This window comes from Mesorhizobium sp. U510 (assembly GCF_059180695.1).
In genome coordinates, this window is sequence record NZ_CP180532.1 from 2,608,374 (window position 1) to 2,628,638 (window position 20,265).

General features: G+C 61.8%; 17 protein-coding genes. 14 read left to right on the plus strand and 3 right to left on the minus strand.

From position 1 onward, the window contains the following. Positions 1-9: 9 nt before the first annotated feature. The 14 genes from ACLGL5_RS14285 (at position 10) to ACLGL5_RS14350 (ending at position 16,928) form a co-directional block, all read left to right on the plus strand. On the plus strand, positions 10-342 hold the full coding sequence (locus ACLGL5_RS14285) for a hypothetical protein (RefSeq protein ID WP_069091353.1): 333 nt from the start codon (positions 10-12) through the stop codon (positions 340-342). Beyond that, on the plus strand, positions 335-1,384 hold the full coding sequence (locus ACLGL5_RS14290; protein ID WP_069091354.1) for a CobW family GTP-binding protein: 1,050 nt from the start codon (positions 335-337) through the stop codon (positions 1,382-1,384). The genes ACLGL5_RS14285 and ACLGL5_RS14290 overlap by 8 nt, the downstream gene beginning before the upstream one ends. 5 nt (positions 1,385-1,389) lie before the next feature. Further along, a complete protein-coding gene (locus ACLGL5_RS14295) occupies positions 1,390-2,610 on the plus strand; it encodes an ABC transporter substrate-binding protein (RefSeq protein WP_069091355.1) in 1,221 nt (406 codons plus the stop codon). Positions 2,611-2,631: 21 nt separating this feature from the next. Then, complete coding sequence (locus tag ACLGL5_RS14300; RefSeq protein ID WP_494372924.1) at positions 2,632-4,005, plus strand: amidase; 1,374 nt, start codon at positions 2,632-2,634, stop codon at positions 4,003-4,005. Positions 4,006-4,073: 68 nt separating this feature from the next. Continuing rightward, positions 4,074-5,042, plus strand: a complete 969-nt coding sequence (locus ACLGL5_RS14305) for a cyclase family protein (RefSeq protein WP_038644738.1) — start codon at positions 4,074-4,076, stop codon at positions 5,040-5,042. A 324-nt stretch (positions 5,043-5,366) separates the two neighbouring features. Continuing rightward, complete coding sequence (locus ACLGL5_RS14310; RefSeq protein WP_019860215.1) at positions 5,367-6,347, plus strand: AraC-like ligand-binding domain-containing protein; 981 nt, start codon at positions 5,367-5,369, stop codon at positions 6,345-6,347. A gap of 102 nt (positions 6,348-6,449) precedes the next feature. Next, complete coding sequence (locus ACLGL5_RS14315) at positions 6,450-8,477, plus strand: hydantoinase/oxoprolinase family protein (protein WP_069091356.1); 2,028 nt, start codon at positions 6,450-6,452, stop codon at positions 8,475-8,477. A 3-nt stretch (positions 8,478-8,480) separates the two neighbouring features. Then, positions 8,481-10,448, plus strand: coding sequence for a hydantoinase B/oxoprolinase family protein (locus ACLGL5_RS14320; RefSeq protein ID WP_019860212.1), 1,968 nt, complete (start codon positions 8,481-8,483; stop codon positions 10,446-10,448). A gap of 163 nt (positions 10,449-10,611) precedes the next feature. Next, complete coding sequence (locus tag ACLGL5_RS14325; protein WP_038644744.1) at positions 10,612-11,466, plus strand: FAD binding domain-containing protein; 855 nt, start codon at positions 10,612-10,614, stop codon at positions 11,464-11,466. Further along, positions 11,457-11,954, plus strand: coding sequence for a (2Fe-2S)-binding protein (locus tag ACLGL5_RS14330; protein ID WP_069091357.1), 498 nt, complete (start codon positions 11,457-11,459; stop codon positions 11,952-11,954). The genes ACLGL5_RS14325 and ACLGL5_RS14330 overlap by 10 nt, the downstream gene beginning before the upstream one ends. Then, the gene (locus tag ACLGL5_RS14335) at positions 11,947-14,295 is read left to right on the plus strand and encodes a xanthine dehydrogenase family protein molybdopterin-binding subunit (RefSeq protein WP_019860207.1); all 2,349 of its coding nucleotides are present in this window, start codon (positions 11,947-11,949) and stop codon (positions 14,293-14,295) included. Before ACLGL5_RS14330 ends, ACLGL5_RS14335 begins: the two co-directional genes overlap by 8 nt. A 12-nt stretch (positions 14,296-14,307) precedes the next feature. Further along, a complete protein-coding gene (locus tag ACLGL5_RS14340) occupies positions 14,308-15,039 on the plus strand; it encodes a LamB/YcsF family protein (RefSeq protein WP_020628982.1) in 732 nt (243 codons plus the stop codon). A 96-nt stretch (positions 15,040-15,135) separates the two neighbouring features. Further along, entirely contained in the window at positions 15,136-16,518 is a 1,383-nt protein-coding gene (locus ACLGL5_RS14345) for an aspartate aminotransferase family protein (protein WP_019860204.1), read from the plus strand. Then, positions 16,515-16,928, plus strand: coding sequence for a nuclear transport factor 2 family protein (locus tag ACLGL5_RS14350; RefSeq protein ID WP_019860203.1), 414 nt, complete (start codon positions 16,515-16,517; stop codon positions 16,926-16,928). The genes ACLGL5_RS14345 and ACLGL5_RS14350 overlap by 4 nt, the downstream gene beginning before the upstream one ends. Before the next feature lie 99 nt (positions 16,929-17,027). On the opposite strand, the gene ACLGL5_RS14355 is transcribed toward ACLGL5_RS14350, so the two are convergent. Genes ACLGL5_RS14355 through ACLGL5_RS14365 form a run of 3 tightly spaced genes read right to left on the minus strand, consistent with a single transcriptional unit; the run spans position 17,028 to position 20,264 of the window. After that, positions 17,028-18,224, minus strand: coding sequence for an ABC transporter substrate-binding protein (locus ACLGL5_RS14355; protein WP_038644746.1), 1,197 nt, complete (start codon positions 18,222-18,224; stop codon positions 17,028-17,030). Between the two features lie 42 nt (positions 18,225-18,266). Beyond that, positions 18,267-19,355 (minus strand): branched-chain amino acid ABC transporter permease, encoded by a 1,089-nt coding sequence (locus ACLGL5_RS14360; protein WP_051726724.1) that lies wholly within the window; start codon positions 19,353-19,355, stop codon positions 18,267-18,269. 3 nt (positions 19,356-19,358) lie between these two features. Then, entirely contained in the window at positions 19,359-20,264 is a 906-nt protein-coding gene (locus ACLGL5_RS14365) for a branched-chain amino acid ABC transporter permease (RefSeq protein ID WP_019860199.1), read from the minus strand. Position 20,265 lies beyond the last annotated feature (1 nt).

Below are 20,265 nucleotides of genomic sequence, written 5' to 3' on the forward strand. Positions count from 1 at the left end.
GTCTTTGTCATGTGTTCGCTGTGCGGAATTCTCGGAAGCAATGAGCATTGGACCGATGCGGTTGCACGTCCGGGCGTGTTCACGCGCAACACCGAGCGTGTCGACCGCAGCCGGGAGAGGGCGAAGCGCGTCCGTATTGCCAGCCGTATTCTCACCGAGTTCGGCATGACCCTGTCGGACTGGCAGGGCAGCTCGTTCCTTCTGTCGACCCGCACGGGCAAGACGGAGATGGTCGAGGATCTTGGACATCTGTGGCCGCTGGCGGAAAAGATATCCGGCCGCGTCTGCGATCCGCTGTCTCATGCTCTGATCGAGAGGCTGGAGGGCGGCGGCGATGTCTGATGCCTTCCCCGACTTCACGCCGGTCAATCTGCTGACCGGGTTTCTGGGTTCCGGCAAGACCACGCTGCTGCACCGTCTGCTGCAGGATCCGGCCCTGTCCGATACAGCGGTGCTGATCAACGAGTTCGGTGAAGTCGGTCTTGACCATCATCTGCTGGAGCGGATCGATGACACCATGGTGCTGCTGCAATCAGGCTGCGTGTGCTGCACCATCCGGGGCGAACTGGCGCAGGCGATGCGCGACCTGCAGTCCAAGCGCGAGCGCGGCATCGTGCCGCCCTTCCGGCGGCTGATCATGGAGAGCACCGGGCTTGCCGATCCGTTCCCGGTTTTGTCCACCCTCAAATCCGATCCTGTGCTGCGCCATCATTTCAAGGCGGCGAATGTGATCACCACGCTTGATGCAGTCAATGGCCTGGCACAGCTCGAAACCCATGGCGAATCGGTGCGGCAGGCGGCAATCGCCGATGCGATCGTTTTGACCAAGACCGACCTGACCGACGAGCCGGCGGTTGCCCGGCTTATGCAGCGCGTGCGCCGGATCAATCCGGATGCTCCCTTTGTCGATGCGCATGGCGATCACTTCGATATCGATCGTCTGTTGAGCGGGGCATCGGGTTCGGGTGAGGGCGCGCCTGCAAGGAGCGGCTTTTATTGCGAGGAGCCGGTGTCCGTCATTGGCGAAGCCGGCAGCGCCCATCAAAAGCCGGTGCATTCCTTCGTCATGACCATCGACGCGCGTATCGACTGGACCGCTTTCGGACTGTGGTTGACCATGCTGCTCAACAGGCACGGCGACAAGGTTCTGCGGGTCAAGGGCATCCTCAACATCGAGGGAGAGGACAACCCCGTCGCCATTCACGGCGTCCAGCATCTCGTCCATCCCCCTGTTCACATGACGGGATGGCCATCCGATGATCGCCGCTCCCGCATCGTTTTCATTGTTGACGGACTGGATGCCGATTTGATCCGACGCTCCTTTTCAGCCTTCAATCGGCTCGGGCTGCCACAACCCGCAGCCAACATCACCGAGACCGCGTAGAGGCCATGACCAAGCATCACAAGCCATCGGCGCTTTCGTCGCCAGCGGTTCACACAGAGGGTCGGCCGAAGCTTCGCATTCTCGGCACCGCCATTTCCCTGCTGGAGGAACTGCGGCTCGGCGCCGAGCGCGATCTCGGCATGGACATCGAATTCGACAATCAGGATTTCATGACGGCGCAGCACAAGGCGGCGCTGGAGCCGGACACCTATGATATTTACGACCAGTGTTTTCACAATCTCGATATCGTCTGGTACTGGCGCGCGGTGCAGCCGATCGATATCGACCGCATCGGTCTTTGGGATGAAATCACCGATCTGACCAAGACGGGGCGCATCGGTCCGAACGCGCGGATCGGCCAGGGCGATGCGCCGGTCACCAAACTTTTCGTACAACCGAACCTTGCCTTGGACGAAAAGCCGTCGCGCTGGATTTCCATGCTGCCGACGACCCACAATTTCGACAGCTTCGCCTACAGTCCCGAGGTCGTAAGGAAAAACTCCGCGCGAATGAACTCGTGGGCAGCGCTGCTCAACGAGGAGTTTCACGGACACGCGGCGCTGGTCAACGAGCCGGCGATCGGCATTTTCGACGCGGCGCTGGCAGCCCAGGCGGCGGGCCTGATGGCATTCAAAAATCTCGGCAACATGTCGGTCGAGGAGATCGACAAGCTGATGGATATTCTGGAGGCACGCAAGAAATCCGGATTTTTCAAGGGATTCTGGAGGTCTGCCGAAGATGCCGCAGATCTGATGACCTGCGGCGACGCCGTGATCGAAAGCATGTGGTCGCTCGGCATCAGCAAGCTGGATCTGCGCGGCGTTCCCGTGGAGCTGGCAAATCCGGTGGAAGGCTACCGCGCGTGGCATGGCGGGCTATGCCTGTCCAAGCGGCTGAGCGGACGCATGCTGGACGCGGCCTACGAATATCTGAACTGGTGGCTGTCAGGATGGCCGGGCGCCGTGGTCGCGCGCCAGGGCTACTACATGTCGACGCCGGAACGATCCCGGGCACACATGACGCCCGCCGAGTGGGACTACTGGTACCAGGGGCTGCCGGCGGCGAACGATCTTCCGGGACCGGATGGATTGCTTCGGGTCAAGGCGGGAGCGGTCAGAAGCGGCGGCTCCTACTGGCAGCGTGCCAATTCCATTGCCGTCTGGAACACCACCATGGACGAACACAATTATCTCGTGCGCCGCTGGATGCAATTTGTCGCGGCCTGAGCGCGCCTCAAAAAAGGAAGCATGGTCATTACACAAAAACTCAATTCCCTGTCTGTTGCCCAACTCTCGGTGATGATCCAGTCCGGTGCGGTGGACCCGGTCGAAGTGGCTGAGGCGACGTCCGACGCAATTGCCGCTCATGCCGATCCGGCTGTTTTCATCAGCCTGTTGCGCGACCGGGCAATGAGCGAGGCGGGTGCTGCCTCACGCCGGATCAGGGATGGCCGTTCACATGGCCTTCTCGATGGCATTCCGGTTGCCTGGAAGGACCTGTTCGACATCACCGGTCTGGCGACGACGGCGGGCTCCAAGGTTCTTGCCCATACTGCGCCGGCCCTCGACGATGCCGATGTGGTTTCGCATTTGAAAGCCGCGGGCATGGTTGCCATCGGCCGCGTCAACATGAGCGAGTTTGCGTTTTCGGGGCTCGGTATCAATCCCCATTACGGCACACCGAAAAACCCCAGAAGTACGGATGTGCCACGCATTCCGGGCGGCTCCTCGTCGGGCTCTGGCGTTGCTGTCGCGGCCGGTCTGGTTCCGGTCTCGATCGGAACCGACACCGGCGGCTCCGTGCGCATCCCGGCCGCTTTCAACGGGATTGTCGGATACAAGGCCACCCGCGGGCGCTACTCGATGCGTGGCGTCTTTCCGCTGGCGCAGAGCCTTGATGCGCTGGGGCCGCTCTGCCGCACGGTACAGGATGCCGTCTGGATCGATGCCGCCATGCGCGGCTTGTCGGCACCCTCGATAGGCCGAGGCACCCTCCAGGGACTGACCATCGTGATCCCGCAGAATGTGGTGTTCGACGATGTCCAGTCCGGCGTGTCGGACGCGTTCGAGGCCGCAACCGCCCGCCTTGCCAAGGCAGGCGTCAAAATCGTGCGGTTTGCCATTCCTGCGTTCGATGAGATTCTGGACCTGACGGCCAAGCATGGCGCGCTGGTGACGGCGGAAGCCTATGCCCTGCATCAGCAACGGCTTGCCGGCCCTGAGGCAGCCGACATGGATCCGCGCGTGGTGACCCGCACGCGGCTCGGCGCGAAGATTACCCTTGTCGACTATCTGAAAATCATCACTTCGCGCACCCGGCTGATCGGGGAGGTCGCTGGACTCGTGGATGCCGGAGCGCTGATCGCCTTCCCGACCGTCGCGCACGTGGCCCCGCCGATGGAGCCGTTGAAAACCGATGACGAGCTATTCGTCAAAACCAATATGCGCACGCTGCGCAATACGCTGCTCGGCAATTTCCTGGACTGGTGCGGCGTTTCCATACCTTGCGGCACGGGCGAGGCCGGCATGCCTGTCGGCTTCCTGCTGTCGGCGCTGCCGGCGCGCGATGAGCAACTGCTGTCGGCGGCACTTTGTGCCGAAGCGGTCATTCGCGGCGAATAGCGCTGCCGTCCAGATGAATAGGCAAGCCTTTGGTCGGGTTTTCCACCTGAAGAACAAGGAGAACGGCAATGTGCATGGCGTGTTACGTCGACGAGGCGATGAAGAGCAGAATTATTGCCTACAACGCCGAATTCCATAAGGTCACCAAGAGCCCCTACGGCAGCGACGACGAGATCGGCATGCTGAACCTCATCGATGCCGAGTCCCGCTCGGCCATCATGAGCCGCACCGATCCATCCAAGGTGTTCGATCTGTCGGTGGATCATTTCATCGGCATGCCCGGCTGGTTTGGTGCCGGCGATCAGCCATATCAGATCTGGATGACGCACACGCCGCAGGGTGAGATCGTTGCCAACGCCATGGGCGTTACCCCCGAAGCCAACAAGCTCGTCGGTTATTCCGGCGATGCGATATCGATGTACACCCATTGCGGGACCCACATCGATACCTTCAACCATTTCGGCTACAATGGTGAGATATTCAACGGCTTTACCGCGCGGGACCATCTCGGCAGCCGCGCCTGGCAAAAATGCGGACCGGAAAAATATCCGCCGATTTTTGCACGTGGCATTCTGCTGGATGTCGCGGCTCTGCACGGCGTCGATACGTTGCCGCCGAGCCATCCGATCGGCAGGGCCGATATCGAGGGCTGCCTGAAGAAGCAGGGCCTGTCGATCAAGCCTGGTGATGTCGTCCTGCTTCGTACGGGCCAAATGCTGCTGTGGCCCGACAAGGCGTTCGCCAGCAACACGCCGGGGCTTAATCGCGAAGGCGCCGAGTATCTCGCCAAGCACGGCGTGATCATGATCGGTGCCGACAATCTGACGCTGGAACAGACACCTTCGGCACATCCGGAGAATTTCTTCCCCGTTCACACCTATCTCCTGGCCGAAGCCGGCGTCCCTATTTTGGAAATGGCCCAGCTGGAGGAGCTGGCGGCGGAAAAGGTCTATGAGTTTGCCTTTTTTGGTGCCTGCATCAAGCTGCGCGGCGCCACGGGAACGCCGATGCGGCCGGTGGCGATGCCGCTTCGATAAATTGCGCGCACGCCCACGAAGCCGCGCGCTTGCAAGCAAATGTTCGCGGCCGTTCGATCGACAGCAACAGGCCAGAGCAATTCCAGGAAAAGTGTGAACGGTTTTTCGTCCGGGATTGCGTCGAAACAAAGAGTTGGAGCAGTCACCGTTTCCATGAAACAGTGACTGCTTCAAGGGAACTCGAACCTCGCGCAGGCATGGGAAAGCAAGCCAACCACCAAACGGCCACATAAGTTTATTCGTTTTTGACCAATACGCGCTGGCAGATTCCTGTAATCTTCGGAAAAACACCGGGATAACCGGGCCAACCAGAAAGGTCGGGGAATGAAATACGTCGTCGATACGATCGGCGGTCCCGCAGGTGGTGATGCCTGGCAAGCCGCTGTTACCGAAGCCTATTTTCCGCTCGACACCGAGTATCGGAACCGTCGCGAATTTTCAGGTACGCTGGAAACCTTCTCCCTCGGGCTCGTCAGCGTGTCTAAAATGCGCTGCGATGCCGTAAGCTATCGTCGCCATCGCCGCCACTTCCTCAACGAGCGTGACGCCAGCCTGCTCATCACCATCCCGGAGATGTCGGAGGTGAATTTCTCGCAAGGGTCGAGAACCGTCAATTGCGGTCCGGGGGGCTTCCTCGTTGAAAGGGGAGATGCGCCTTACGAATTCTGGCATGGCAAGCCAAACGCGCTGTGGGTCCTGAAGGTGCCGTCATCGAGTGTTCGGGCGCGGATCGGATCCGCCGAACGGCTCAGTGCGCTCAGTTTCGATGCGACCCAAGGCATCGCCGCGCTCTTCCTCGACACGGTGCGCACCACGATCGGCCATGTCGATGAGATCACTGAAGCCGCTCGTGAGATGATGGGCAGGCACATCCTGGAAATGCTGTGCCTGTCGATCGTGAGCGACGATCGCGTGCTGGACAGCAGCATCTCGTCGATCCGGGCCGGACATTTGCATCGCGCCGAGCAGTATATTCGTGACAACCTGAAGAATTTCGGCCTCGGCCCGCAGGCGGTGGCTGATGCCTGCGGCATCTCCCTGCGTTACCTGCAGGTTCTTTTTCAGGACAGCAACCAGTCGATCAACGGCTTCATCCGCGACGCCCGGCTTGAACTTTGCGCCGAGGAGCTGATGTCGGTGACCAACACCAGCAGCGTTGCCGAGATCGCTTACCGCTGGGGTTTCGCTGACCAGTCTCAGTTCTGCAAGCACTACCGGACGCGGTTCGGCTGCGCACCGACCGATACCCGTCGCGAAGCGGCGAACCGGGCAGGCCGCCCTTCGGCCTCGAGAGCGCGCCACTAGACCCGACGAATCCGGGCCATTCCACCATTTATTGCAACGTCGCCCCGGCGAGGGGCGGCGAAGGCGGGGCTTTGCCCGCAAAGACCTTGCGAAGGAACTGTCATGAGCCGAATTAGAGTTGCCGTCGATGTCGGAGGGACCTTCACTGACATCTGCATCATGGACGAAGACAGCGGCGCGATCCGCATCGAAAAGACCGCCTCCACGCCTGACGATCCCATGCAAGCCATCATGAATGGCGTGGACCAGGGCCGCATCGATCTTTCACAGGTGACGATGTTTTCTCACGGTACGACGGTCGCCACCAATGCGTTGATCACCCGCCGCCTGCCACGCACCGCAATGGTCTGCACCGAGGGTTTCCGTGACGTTGTCGAGATCCGTCGCGCCAACAAGGAAGATCTCTGGGACACCTATAAAGATGTCGCCAAGCCCTATATCCCGCGCCGCGACCGCCTGACCGTCCGGGAACGAGTCAGTGCCGAGGGCGCGATCCTGGAAGCGCTGGACGAAGAGGCTGCGCGCCGTGCCGCCGACATTCTCAAGAAACGGCAGGTCAAGTCCATCGCCGTCTGCTTCATGAACTCCTATGTCAACGGCGCCAACGAGCGCCGCATGCGTGAGATCCTGAAGGAGGCAATGCCGGATGTGCCGGTCTCGATCTCCTCGGAAGTCATGCCGGAAATCTTCGAGCACGAACGTTTTTCCACCACCATGGCGAACGCCGTCTGCGCTCCCGTCGTCGTCGATTACGTGTCCCGTCTTGGAGAAAAACTTGCCGCGGCCGGATACAAGCGAGATCTTCTGTTGCTGCACAGCGGTGGCGGCGTCATGACACCCGCGAGCGTCAAGGATTTTTCAGCCCGGCTCGCAGGATCTGGCATCGCTGCCGGCGCGATCGCAAGCCGTTTCATCGGAAATCTCTGTGGCTTCCCGAACTCGATCGGCTTCGACATGGGCGGCACCAGCACCGACGTCTCGCTCGCATGGAACGGGGAGTCGCGCATCACAAAAGACTGGTACATTGAATTCGGATATCCGATCCGCTTTCCTTCCATCGAAGTGCTGACCATCGGTGCGGGCGGCGGGTCGCTGGCATGGCAGGACGAAGGCGGCAGCTTGCGCAACGGACCGCAGTCCGCCGGCGCCTTTCCAGGTCCGGCCTGCTACAAGAATGGCAACCGCACCGCCACCAACACCGATGCCAATGTCGTGCTCGGCCGTCTCGGAACCAGCCTTGCAGGCGGCAAGATCACTCTCGACCCCGCTCTGGCCGCCCAGGCGGTGCAGGGGACGGTGGCGGCACCCTTCGGCATGGAACTCCATCAAGCGGCCGAGGCGATCATCGCCGTCGCTAACGCCAACATGGGCAACGCCGTCCGGCTTCTTTCCATCAGCCGAGGCTATGACCCGCGCGATTTTGCACTCGTCGCATTCGGCGGTGCGGGCGCTTTGCACGGAGCGGCCGTGGCCAAGGAGCTTTCGATTCCAACCGTGATCGTACCGCCCAATCCCGGCGTCACCTCCGCGCTCGGTTGCCTTCTCGTCGACGTGCAGCACGATTTCTCCGAAAGCTTCATGGCCGATGCTTCGACTGTCTCGCCCGCCGAGATGCAGACGGCGTTTGTTCTCATGGAAAAACAGGCTGTCGAACGCCTGGCCCATGAGGGCGTGGCGCAGGAAGACATGGCGCTGCAGCGCACGGTCGAGATGATGTACCAGGGCCAGTGGCGCTCACTTGCGGTGTCGGCACCGGCGCGGATCGAGAGCATCTGCTCGCTGATCGAGGCGTTCCACAACGAGCACGAACGAGAGTTCAACTACCGCCGCGAAGAGGCGCCGGTGTCGATCTTCCGCATCGCGGTCAAGGCGATCGGCATCGTTCCGAAAGCCGAGATACCGTGGCACGAAGTAGTGCCTCATGTGCCCGAGCCCCTCGGCCGCCGCGGCGTCTGGTTCGACGGCGTATCTCACGATGCAGCCGTGTATGAACGTGATCAGCTCAGCGCCGGTGCTGCTTTCACAGGGCCTGCCATTGTCGAACAGTTCGATTCCACCACCGTGGTTCCGCCGGGAATGAGCGCGACCGTCGATGGCTTCCTGAACATTCTCATCGTGACGAAAGGCTGAGACATGACAAAGCTGATTGAAACGAACCCTGGCCTCGATCCGGTAACGTTCGAGGTGCTGAAGAACTCCTTCATCACCACCGTCGACCAGATGGCCGAACAGATGCTTCGCACCTGCTATTCCTTCGTCATCTACAACCGGGACTTTTCAAACGCTCTGCACGACGCCGATGGCAACTCCGTCGCCCAGGGCAACTACGATATCGCGGTCCATGTCGGCACACTGCACAACACATGCAAGGAGGTGATCCGGGTCTTTGAAGGCGATATGGCACCCGGTGACGTCTACGCAATCAATGATCCTTATGCCGGCGGTACGCATTTCAGCGATGTTCGGCTCGTCCGTCCGATCTTCGACGAAGACAAACTGATCGGCTTCTCCCAGTCGAACGGCCACTGGTCGGACCTCGGCGGCTCCGTGCCGGGTTCCTTCGACGTCACCGCCCGCGACATGTTCCGCGAAGGCCTGCGGATCACGCCGTTGCGCCTTTTCCAGCGCGGCCGCTTCTGCTCCGACGTCGCCAACATGATCGCGGCCAACACACGCGATCCGGCATCGATCATTGGCGACATCCATTCCCAGGCGCAGGCGACGCAGGCGGCCGAGCGAGAACTGTTGCGGCTGGTCAAGAAGTACGGGCGACGCCAGGTCATGCGCGGTATGGAGGAGGTTCAGGACTACGTCGAACGCGCCGTGAGAAAGCGTCTCGCGGAGCTGCCCGACGGCACCTGGGAGACGGTCGACTACATCGATCGCGATCTCGGCGCTGGCGAGGGAATGATCCCGATCCGCATCAAGATGACGATCAAGGGCGACACGATCCACTACGATTTTACGGGAAGCCATTCGACCATCGCCTCGATGTACAATTCCGCGCCGGGCGCGACCTTCTCGGCCGTGGTCGCCGGTATGAAGACCTTCTTCCCGGACCTTCCACTCAACAGCGGGTTTTACCGGATGATCGAGGTGACCGCGCCGAAGAACAGCATCGTCAGCGCGGAATGGCCGGTGGCGGTGACCGGGTTCCTCATGCCATTCGAAAAGATCATGAACGCGATCTTCGAGATGTGGTCGAAGATCATGCCCCAACGCGCCATTGCCTGCGCCTTCAACCTCGAATATCTGCTGGCCGGGGGGCGGGACGCACGCAAACCCGAAAAGCCGATCTTCATGTTCTACGAATGGCTGCCTGGCGGCTGGGGCGGGCGCAACGGCAAGGATGGCGCCGATGTCACCACCGCCTGCTTCGGAACGGGCCTGATGTCGCAACCGAACGAAGGCAACGAGCGGGTGAATCCCACTCGAACGATCGAGTTCCAGATCAAGCAGGATTCAGCCGGTCCCGGCAAATGGCGCGGTGGCGTCGGCGTGCAGAAGACCTCGTTGTTGCTCGACGCCGAAAATGCCGTCATGTCCTATATTTGCGACCGCGAACGCGCCGTCGTCTGGGGCGTCGAAGGGGGGCTGCCGTCGATGCCCCACGGCTTGACCATGAAGCGCGCCGGAGAAGAGACCGAGATCTGGCTCGGCTCCGTGTTCTCAGATTACTCCGTCCACACAGGCGACCAGTTCGCGCGTCCGACGGCCGGCGGCGGTGGTTTCGGCGATCCACTGGAGCGCGAGCCTCGCAAGGTGATGGAGGACGTGATCGACGACTACGTTTCCCTGGAGCGTGCCAGGACCGACTACGGCGTGGTGATCCGCGAAATCGACCGCGACCTGTGCCAATACGAAATCGACGAGACGGCGACCGAAGCCTGCCGCGCCGACATCCGAGCGAAACGGAAGGATAGGGCACGCATGGATCCCGAGGAGGTCGCGCGCAAATACCGCTCGGGCGAGATCGATGCGCTCGATGCGGTTCGGCACTATGCCGTGATCCTCGATTGGGAGACTGGCGAACTGCTTCCCAAAACCACCGTCCAGTTCCGTGAAAGCTTTGAGAAACGGACCGTCGCCCACTGGGTCTGAGCGCTAACGAGCGCGCCGCAAACCTTGCGGGCGCTTGCGGGATGCCGCAGTTATCTGTTTTTTCGATACCATATTCAAAGAATTACTATTTCACAGGAGCGTGAAGCTGGAGCAACTATGTTGCAGCGTCGCGAAAGTTGGCTGCTTCCGAGGGGTATGACAGATGGCAGCAAGCGTGGAACGATTGTTCACCGCGGCCAGCACGATTGAAGAGGCATTGGCCGCACGCCGGCAAGGCGCGACGGTGCTTGCCGGCGGCACCTGGATGATGCGTGACCCGCGGCGCGGGGTCGACCTTCCCGAGGCGGTGGTCGCACTCCACCGAATACCGGCCTTGTCCAAGGTCGAAATCGAGCCCGACCATATCGTGATCGGCGCGGCCGTTACCCACACGGTGCTTGGCCGCGCGCTGCGTGCGGTAGCGGGCTTCGAAGGTCTGGTTGCCGCGGCCGAGGGTGCGGCCAATCCCGGCATCCGAAGGGTCGCCACCGTGGGCGGCAACCTCTGTGCCCTCGGCTTTGCCGCCGCCGATCTCGCCCCTGCGCTTCTCGCCTGTGAGGCGACGGTGGAGTTGCAGACGTTCGAAGGCTCAAGACTCCTCGGTATTTCGGATTTCCTCAAAGACAGGCCTGCGCTGCTGACCGAAGCGATGGTGACGAGAATTCATCTGCGCCGCGACTTGATCGCAAGTGCTCACATCCGCCTGCCGCTCCGGCAAGCCGGCGACTATCCGGTCGCTATCGTCTCCTTCGCGGTGGACAAAGACAAATGTCGCATCGCCGTCGGCTCGGTGGAGCCGGTAGCGCGGCGCTGGACGGCGCTCGAACAGGCGATGGCGGCTGGCCCGGCGCCCGCGCTCGATCCGAAGCGCGCCGCCGAGCTTGCACTGGAACACAATGATTTTCAGGGCCGCGACGGCAAGGAAGCGGAGGGTTGGTACCGGCGCCAGGTTCTTCCGACACTGGTCAGGCGCGCTGTTGCCGCACTTCTCAAGACCGAGGGCCTGGCATGGTTGTGACATTCCAGCTGAATGGCGAGGACTGCTGCTTTGATGGAGATCCGATGACGCCGCTCGTCGACATCCTGAGACAGGAACGGTTCCTGACGGGGACCAAGGCTGTGTGCCGCGAAGGCTTTTGCGGCGCGTGCACGGTGCATGTCGACGACGAAGCGGTGCCGTCCTGCTTGAAGCCGGTTGGACTCGTCCAGGGATGCGCGGTGACGACCATCGAGGGATTGAGTTCGGGAAACCAGGTGCTGCACCCGCTCCAGGCCAATTTCGAGGCGGCCGATGCCGTGCAATGCGGCATGTGTTTCCCGGGAATGGTCATGAGCCTTTCGGCGTTCGTGCGTGACAATCCGCATGCGAGCCGCCCCGAAATCAAGGCCGCGATGGTCGGCAACATATGCCGCTGCACGGGATATGAGCGGATCGTCGACGCCGTGGCCGACTGCCTCGACCAGGCGCGAAAGGCCGGCCAGTTGGTGGGAGGCATCCATGTCTGAGCTGGCGGCCACGGTGATGAATCTTCCGCGCCGCGATGCACAGGACAAGCTGCGAGGGCGGACGAAATACACCAACGACCGGACTCGCCCAGACATGTTGCACGCCGTGCTGCTGCGGTCGACCGTTCCCGCGGGGCGTATCCGCAAGCTCGACGTTTCGGCGGCACTTCGCTGTCCTGGCGTGCGCGCGGTGGCGACCGGCGCCGATGCGCCAGGGCTCTACGGCATCGGCATTGCCGACCATCCGCTCCTGGCCATCGACACGATCCGCTATCACGGCGAGCCAATCGCCGTCATCGCCGCCGAGACGGAGAAGCAGGCGCGGGCGGCACTTGCCGCCATCGTGCTGGAGGTCGAACCGCTGGCACCGGTGTTTACCATGGCCGAGGCGCTCCAGCCCGCCGCCCGTCTCGTCCACGAGGGCTGGCGCGGCTATGAGGTGATCACGGAAGGCGGTGCACGTTCAGGCAACATCGCATGGGAGGCAAAATCCAGTCGCGGCGACGTCGACGCTGCCTTCGCCCGTCCCGATATACGCATTGTCGAAAGCAGTTTCACCGTCGGCCGGCAGAGCCATGTGCCCTTCGAGCCGCGTGTTGCCATTGGCTCCTGGGAGGACGGCCGTGCTCACATCCAGACCTCGACACAGGTGCCTTGGACAGTGCGCAACGTCACCGGAAGGGTCATGCAGCTTCCGCCCGGGCGTGTGCGGGTCACCGTACCACCTGTTGGTGGCGGATTCGGCCTGAAATTCGATGCGTCCATAGAGCCGATCACGGCACTTCTGGCGCGGATGACCGGGCGCACCGTGGTGCTGGAAAATACCCGGCAGGAAGAGATGGCAACCTGCCTCTGCCGTGAGAATGCGGAAATCCGCATTCGGTCCGCTGTCACCGCCGAAGGATACATCGCCGGGCGCGAGGCGGTCGTGCTGATGGACTGCGGTGCGTATGGAGGCGAGCAGGTTTTCTTGACGACGATGACGGCGCACACGCTGGGCGGCAATTACAGGGTTGGCGCAACGCGGCTCGTCAGCCGCGCCGTATACACCAACACGCCACCCAACGGCGCGTTCCGAGCCTGCAACGGCGTCTACAACACCTTCGCGTTGGAGCGACATACCGACGAAATCTGCGAGGCGCTGGGCTTCGACCCGATGGCGTTTCGGAAGAAGAATGTCCTGGGAGATGGCGATCTCGGTGCCACCGGCCAGGTTTTCGAGGCCGACGTGCTGGGTCCGATGCTCGATCGCATGGAGACGTTGCGCGCCAGCACCGGCACATCGCAAGCCAAGGCCGACGGCAGGCTCTATGGAATTGCGACCACGGTCGGCACATGGTTCGTTTTCGTCGGACCCTCGGCGGCGACGGTGAATTTGAACGCCGACGGCAGCGCAACGCTGGTCACGTCGGGTGTGGAGATCGGATCGGGCACGATGGTGCAATCCTTGCCACAGATCGTGGCTGGGCAGCTTGGCCTCGCTCCCGACCAGGTGATCGTGCGCGAAGCCGATACGGATGCCGCCGGTCTCGATGTCGGCGTTGGCGGGGGACGAACCACTGTATCCATCGGCGCGGCCAGCGTGGCCGCCTGCGCGGAAGTGCGTGAGAAGTTGCTGCGGACCGCTGGCGAGATGCTCCAGACCCGACCGGAAGACTTGGTGCTGCGCGAGGGGCGTGTGGAGATCACGGGACGTCCTGGTTCCGGAATGTCGATCCCCGCTATCGTCGCCCATGCGCAGGCCACCACCGGCCCGATCACAGGAAGCGGAGCCTTTACCGCCAGGAACGCCCCGGCAATGTCCGGCTGCGCCATGGGGCATTTCATCGACGCTCTCGACATCCCCGTCTTCGTTGTTCACGAGGCCGAGGTGGCGGTTGATGCGGACACCGGTCATGTCGAGGTGCTCGCCTATCGCGTGGTGCAGGATGTCGGCCGCGCGCTCAACCCGCGCGCCATCCTGGGCCAGATACAAGGCGGCGTGGTGCAGGGGCTGGGTTATGCGTTGCATGAGGAGGTGACGATCACCGCCGACGGACGCATCGCGCAGGACGATTTCGAGACCTATCGCCTGCCGCTGGCACAGGACGTGATTGCGGTCGCCGCCGACCTCTACGAGGGCGCACCGTCGATGGGCCCGCTCGGCACCAAGGGCGCCGGCGAGGTGCCAATCCTGGCCGTTGGCGCGGCGATCGGCTGCGCAGTGGCACGTGCCATCGGCAAGCCGGTGCGGCAGCTGCCACTGACGCCTCCGCGCGTGCTTCGACTGCTGCACGAGCGCGAACCGCCGCCGGATTTCCCGCACATCGCCCCCGGCTGGGCGTCGAACACCCTGGGCTGAGGCAAGCAAACCATGGTCACCCTGAACTGCGACATGGGGGAAAGCTACGGCAACTGGCGTTTCGGCGACGATGCCGGCATCATGCCTCATATCGATTGCGCCAATATCGCCTGCGGCTTCCACGCCTCCGATCCGTGGACGATGCTGAAGACCGTGCGGCTAGCGCTCTCGCATGGCAAGCAGGTCGGCGCGCATCCTTCCCTTCCCGATCGGGAGGGGTTCGGTCGGCGGGAAATGAAACTTCAGCCAGAGGAACTGACAGCCGCCTTTCTCTATCAGATCGGTGCTCTGAAAGGGATACTGGCCGCCGAGGGCGGGCGGCTCAGCCACGTCAAGCCGCACGGCATTATCTACGGCATGGCCGCGCGCGACATGGACACCGCCCGGGCAATCGCCGCGGCGGTCAAGCCGTTCGGCGTCCCGCTCTTCGGCATGGCGGGAACCTGTCACGAGACGGCGGCAGTTGAGCTTGACGTTGCCTTCGTGGGCGAGTTCTTTCCCGATCTTACCTACGCTCCCGGCGGCAGCCTGATCATCCCGCGCGTACAGTCGGCTATCGACCTGACACTTGCCGAGCACCGCATGATGGGGGCGCTTACCCGACGCGAACTCGTCGCGGTAGACGGTACGGTCCGCCCGGTCGACTTCGACACCGTCTGCATCCACTCCGATCCGCCGAATGCGCGCGACGTCGCCGCGCTGATGCGGCGGATCATCGACACGCATTCCAAAAGCCTGCCATGATTCATTCTTCCGTATCGTGAAGGCTCCGCGCATGGGATCGAAAACTATCTCGAACTCACAACCCCGAACCACTTCCCCAAGCCGCTGAGGACTTCCATGGACGCGCTTTCCAACTCTCTCGCCGCCGCCGACATCGGCGCCACCATGCATCCCTACACCAACCTGCGTCAGCACGAAAAAACCGGGCCGCTGATCATCAGCCGCGGCGACGGCATCCGTGTGTATGACGAGCGCGGCAAGGAATATATCGAAGGGCTCGCCGGGCTATGGTCGGTGGCCGTCGGCTTTTCGGAAAAGCGGTTGGCCGACGCCGCCTATCAGCAGATGCTGAAGCTGCCCTACTATCACACCTTCTCCTCCAAGGCGCATGAGCCGTCCATCCGGCTCGCGGAGAAACTCGTGGAGATGACGCCGCAAAACCTGACGCGTGTCTTCTTCACGTCGTCGGGCTCGGAAGCCAACGACACCATCGTCAAGATGGTGTGGTTCATGAACAATGCGCTCGGCCGACCCAAGAAGAAGAAATTCCTGGCGCGGACCAAGGGTTATCACGGCATCACAGTCGCCTCCGGCAGCCTGACGGGCCTGCCGATCAACCATCGCGACTTCGACCTGCCGGCGATTCCCGTTCGTCACCTGACCTGCCCGCACTTCTATCGTTTCGGCATGGAAGGCGAAGACGAAGCCGCCTTCACGGCGCGCCTGCTCGCCGAACTGGAGGCGGTGATCGCGGAAGAAGGGGCTGATACGATCGCGGCCTTCATAGGGGAGCCGCTTATGGCAGCTGGCGGCGTTCTGCCCCCGCCGGTCGGGTATTGGGAAGGCGTGGAGAAAATCTGCCGGGCAAATGATATTATTCTGATAGCAGATGAGGTGATCTGTGGTTTCGGGCGGCTCGGCACGCCCTTTGGCTGCCAGAAATTCAGCTTCACGCCTGATATCATGACGGTCTCCAAGCAGATCACCTCCTCTTACATGCCGCTTGCCGCCGTCATTTTCTCTGAAGCGATCTATCAGGCGATTGCCGACAACACCGTGACGATCGGTAATTTCGGCCATGGCTTCACGGCGTCGGGCCACCCGGTCGCGACAGCCGTTGCGCTGGAAAATCTCGCCATCATCGAGGAGCGCGATTTGATGGGCAATGCGGCCCGCATGGAAGCGCTCTTCCAGGCGGGCATTCGCTCGTTTGCCGATCATCCCCTTGTCGGGGAGGCTCGCGGCACCGGCCTGATCGGGGCGGTCGAGCTGGTTGCTGACAAGGCGACCAAGCGGCCTTTCGCAAAAGTAGGACGCGCGGGCGCGATAGCGTCGGTGATCGGTCACGAAGAAGGTCTCATCTTCCGCAATATCGGCGACCAGCTTGCGCTTTGCCCGCCGATGATCGTGACGGGAGAGGACATCGCCGAAATCATGACCCGCATGTCGAGATCGCTGGACCGGCTGGTCGGCGCGGTGGCGAAGGAAGGGCTGGAATGATCGGCGATGCGGACCAGACCGGCATGACCGGAGGCGATCTTTCGTTGCAGCGATCCGCGCTTCTAGGCCGGTTCATGGCGGCGTGGAACGCCCATGACCTCGACGGCTTGATGGCCTGCATGGCGGAGGATTGCGCCTTCCATGCTTCGGCTGGACCCGACCCCAACGGTCGCCGTCACACTGGGCGGGAGGCCGTGCGGGCAGCCTATGCCGCTATCTTCTCAACCTTTTCGGACGCTGCCTGGTCAAATGACAACCATGTGGTCAGCGGAGATACCGGACTGTCTTCGTGGCGCTTCACGGGAACAACGGCCGCGGGAGACAAGATCGAGGTCGATGGCTGCGACATCTTCGTTTTTTCAGGCGCGCGAATTGCGCTCAAGGATTCCTATCGCAAGGCCCGGACATAAAAGTTCGCATGTCATGGACTGATAGGTTGAACCCGGCCCACATCGTGCGGGCCGGGTTCTTTGCTTGGGAAGGACGGCCGGACCAAGCCGGCGCCACGACTACTTCAAGAGCGCGTCAAGCGGGATCGGTTCGGAGATCGTCCAACTGTCGATGATCGCTGGCTTGCCCTTCTCGGTGTCGGCGACCAGGTATTTGGTCTGGTTCTGGTGGTGCAGTTCGGAGGTGAAAGTGCGCGAACCGAAGAGGGTCGGCTCGTTCTTCATTTTTTCGAGTTCCGCGACAACGGCATCGGCATCGATGCTCTTGGCGCGCTCGACGGCCTTTGCCCAGACGTCGATCATGACATAGCCTGGATAGACATACATGGAAGATGGGTCGCCGCCGGTCTTGGCCTTGTAGGCTGCGTTGAACTTGGTGACTTCCGGGTTCGGGTCGTCGCCATAGATGGAACCCTGAACCGGAACGTAGAAGTTGGAAAGGTCAGGTACCGCCGACAGCCAGTAGCTGCCGTCCATGCCGGAGCCGTTGAGGATCATCGAATTGATGCCAGCGGCACGGATTTGTTTTATCGCCGAAACGCCGCCCGGCATCATGGTGCAAAGCATGATCGCATCGGGTTCTTTTGGCAGGGCCTTGATGCGGCTGATCTGGGCAGCGATTGAAGGGTCGTCATTCTTGAAGGTGTCTTGACCCAGAAGTTTGGCGCCCTTGGCCTCCAGCTTCGGCATCATCCAGTCGAAGCCGTCGCAGATGCCCTTGTTGTATTCCGTCCAGCTGTCGAGCAGGCGATAGAAGGTCTTGGCCTCCTTCTTGTTGTATGCCCATTCGGCCATCGTCGCTCCTTGCACGGCCGCCAGCACCGACGCCGAGAAGCTGTGCGGGCCTACGCCCTGGATGCCCGCCTTTACGGATTCAGCACAGAGGAAGAAGGAAACCTTGCCAGCCGCCTCGGCGGCAAGCGCCGCTGGCGAACCGAAGTCGTAGTCGCAGGAAACGACGACGAGGTCAGCGCCCTGGTCGAGAACGGAAAGACCGGCCTTTGCGCCTTCTGCACGGTCGGACTTGGTGTCGGCTTTCACGACTTCAATTTTCTTCCCAAGAAGACCGCCGGCGGCATTGATTTCGTCGATGCGGATCAGCGCGGCATCGGTGGCGGGCTTGTCGTAAGCCTCCATGAAGCCCGATTCCGCCGTGGCGAAACCGACGACGATCTTGCTGTCGTCCGCCAAGGCTGGAAAGGCAGCTGTTGCGGTGAAGAGCATCGTCATTGTCGTTATTTTCAGTTTGTTTATCATAGACTTCTCCTTTCAGGGTTGCGGCGGCTTACAATCCGCCGGTCAGTCACCGCGGTTGCGGGTTAAAGAGATCTCGCGATTGCCGAAGACGCCTGCCGGACGAAGCGCCAGAATGATGATCATGATGATGCCCAGGGCGATCTCCTGAAGGCCTTTCGGTATGGCGAACGCGACGTCGCCAATGGAAACCCCGGCTTCCAGCCAGCGCAGGGTCTGAATGAGGGCCGACAGGAACACGACACCGATCACGCCGCCCGAAAGGCTGCCCATGCCGCCAACGACGAGCATGGCGATGGTGATGAAGGTGAGACCGAGATAGAAGGTGTCGGGCGTCACAACCCCGATGGAGTGAGCCATCAAGGCGCCGCCGAGACCCATTATGGCACCGGAGATCACGAAGGCGACAAGCCGCTCCCTGGGAATATCGATGCCGGAGGCTGCCGCGGCCGTCGGTTCGTCGCGGGCGGCACGCAGTGCCAGGCCGGAACGCGAAATTGCATGTGCCCAGGCAATGAAGACCGAGAGGATGGCGGCGATCAGATAGGGCCAGATCGAACGGATGATCGGGATCCCGACGACCGACGATGTCCCGCCGGTAACGGTTTCCCAGTTGGAGTAGATGGTGTTGATCATCGCCAGCATGGCGAAGGTCGCGATGGAGGCGGCGATGCCCGACAGCCGCATCAGGATCCGTCCGAAGATCAGCGCCGCCAACCCCGCAAAGATCGCGGCAATAATGGCCGCCTCCCAATAGGGCATCTGGGCTTTTATCAGCCAGCCGGGAAGACCGGAAAAGGCCATCTTCTTCATGATGGGATTGATCGTCAGCCATGCCGCCACATAGGCGCCGAGGCAGGTGAAGCCGATATGCCCGAAGCTCAGCACGCCCGAATTTCCAATAAATACATAAAGGCCGACGACGAGGATGACCCGGAGGAAGACGTCAATGATCACCTGATTGAACGGTCTCGATCCGGTCATCATCGTCAGGAGTGCGATGGCGATCATCAACAGCGACAGCAGGATCGGCGTGATGATGGTACGACGCGCCAGCACGAAGGGCCGGGGGGTTTTGGCGACAATGGCGCCGGTGGTCATTTGCGGCTCGATGGCCGGGGACGCTGCGGACATGGATCAGACCCTTTCCTTTGTGCCACGCGCCGAAATCAGGCCTTGCGGACGGAAGAGCAAAACGAGGATGACCGCTCCGTAGACAAAGGCATCGCGGAAGGGCCGGGCGTCGATAGGCAGCATGACCTGCATGATCACCGACGCGGCACCGAGCAGGAAGCCCGCCAGCACGGCGCCAGCCAGGCTGCCCAAGCCGCCGATAACCGTTGCGATGAACGCCATCAGCATGATCGCCGCCCCCATCTGGATATCGGCGGTGCCGGTCTGCACCCCGAAGATCAAGGCGATGGCACCTGCCAGCGCGCCTGACAGCGCGAAGGCCCCCATGATGACCCGGTTGGCGCGGACGCCGAGCATGCGCGCCATGGAGAAATTCTCCGCCGCCGCCCGCATTTCCAGTCCGAACCGGGTCCGGCGCAGAAAGAGGGTCAGACCTATCAGGATCAACATCGTCGCGATGATGGTGATGAGCTGGAGAAGCGGCAGCCTGGCGCCGAAGATCTCGATGGGCTGGGAGAGTTCTGGGAGGAGATTGATCGACTTCGGCCGGCTCGAGAAAAGCATCAGCAGAAAATAGCGAATGACGAAACCGAGCGCGAAAGAAGCAATCATCATCGTTGCCGGGTTGGCGTTGCGGAACCGCCTGAAGACGACGATTTCGCACAGCACCGACAGCCCGGCTCCGCAGAGCAGCACGAAGGGCACCAGCAGGTACCACGGCAATTGGCCAGCAAAGACGATGGCCATGGCATCCGTCGATGGCCACAGCAGCGCGAAGACGCAGAAGGCGATGACGTCGCCATGCGCGAAGTTCACAAGCCGCATGACGCCGAAGATGAGGGCAATGCCAAGTGCCCCGAGCGCGTAGAGCGAACCAAGCGAGAGTGCGTCAAACAGGATCTGGAGCATC

Excerpts from the sequence above, each read along its gene's own strand:
- ACLGL5_RS14285 (WP_069091353.1), top strand. The coding sequence starts at position 10 with ATGTGTTCGCTGTGCGGAATTCTCGGAAGCAATGAGCATTGGACCGAT.
- ACLGL5_RS14350 (WP_019860203.1), top strand. The coding sequence starts at position 16,515 with ATGATCGGCGATGCGGACCAGACCGGCATGACCGGAGGCGATCTTTCG.
- ACLGL5_RS14345 (WP_019860204.1), top strand. The coding sequence starts at position 15,136 with ATGGACGCGCTTTCCAACTCTCTCGCCGCCGCCGACATCGGCGCCACC.
- ACLGL5_RS14320 (WP_019860212.1), top strand. The coding sequence starts at position 8,481 with ATGACAAAGCTGATTGAAACGAACCCTGGCCTCGATCCGGTAACGTTC.
- ACLGL5_RS14315 (WP_069091356.1), top strand. The coding sequence starts at position 6,450 with ATGAGCCGAATTAGAGTTGCCGTCGATGTCGGAGGGACCTTCACTGAC.
- ACLGL5_RS14290 (WP_069091354.1), top strand. The coding sequence starts at position 335 with ATGTCTGATGCCTTCCCCGACTTCACGCCGGTCAATCTGCTGACCGGG.
- ACLGL5_RS14365 (WP_019860199.1), bottom strand. The coding sequence starts at position 20,264 with ATGCTCCAGATCCTGTTTGACGCACTCTCGCTTGGTTCGCTCTACGCG.
- ACLGL5_RS14325 (WP_038644744.1), top strand. The coding sequence starts at position 10,612 with ATGGCAGCAAGCGTGGAACGATTGTTCACCGCGGCCAGCACGATTGAA.
- ACLGL5_RS14335 (WP_019860207.1), top strand. The coding sequence starts at position 11,947 with ATGTCTGAGCTGGCGGCCACGGTGATGAATCTTCCGCGCCGCGATGCA.
- ACLGL5_RS14355 (WP_038644746.1), bottom strand. The coding sequence starts at position 18,224 with ATGATAAACAAACTGAAAATAACGACAATGACGATGCTCTTCACCGCA.
- ACLGL5_RS14310 (WP_019860215.1), top strand. The coding sequence starts at position 5,367 with ATGAAATACGTCGTCGATACGATCGGCGGTCCCGCAGGTGGTGATGCC.
- ACLGL5_RS14295 (WP_069091355.1), top strand. The coding sequence starts at position 1,390 with ATGACCAAGCATCACAAGCCATCGGCGCTTTCGTCGCCAGCGGTTCAC.
- ACLGL5_RS14360 (WP_051726724.1), bottom strand. The coding sequence starts at position 19,355 with ATGTCCGCAGCGTCCCCGGCCATCGAGCCGCAAATGACCACCGGCGCC.
- ACLGL5_RS14300 (WP_494372924.1), top strand. The coding sequence starts at position 2,632 with ATGGTCATTACACAAAAACTCAATTCCCTGTCTGTTGCCCAACTCTCG.
- ACLGL5_RS14330 (WP_069091357.1), top strand. The coding sequence starts at position 11,457 with ATGGTTGTGACATTCCAGCTGAATGGCGAGGACTGCTGCTTTGATGGA.
- ACLGL5_RS14305 (WP_038644738.1), top strand. The coding sequence starts at position 4,074 with ATGTGCATGGCGTGTTACGTCGACGAGGCGATGAAGAGCAGAATTATT.
- ACLGL5_RS14340 (WP_020628982.1), top strand. The coding sequence starts at position 14,308 with ATGGTCACCCTGAACTGCGACATGGGGGAAAGCTACGGCAACTGGCGT.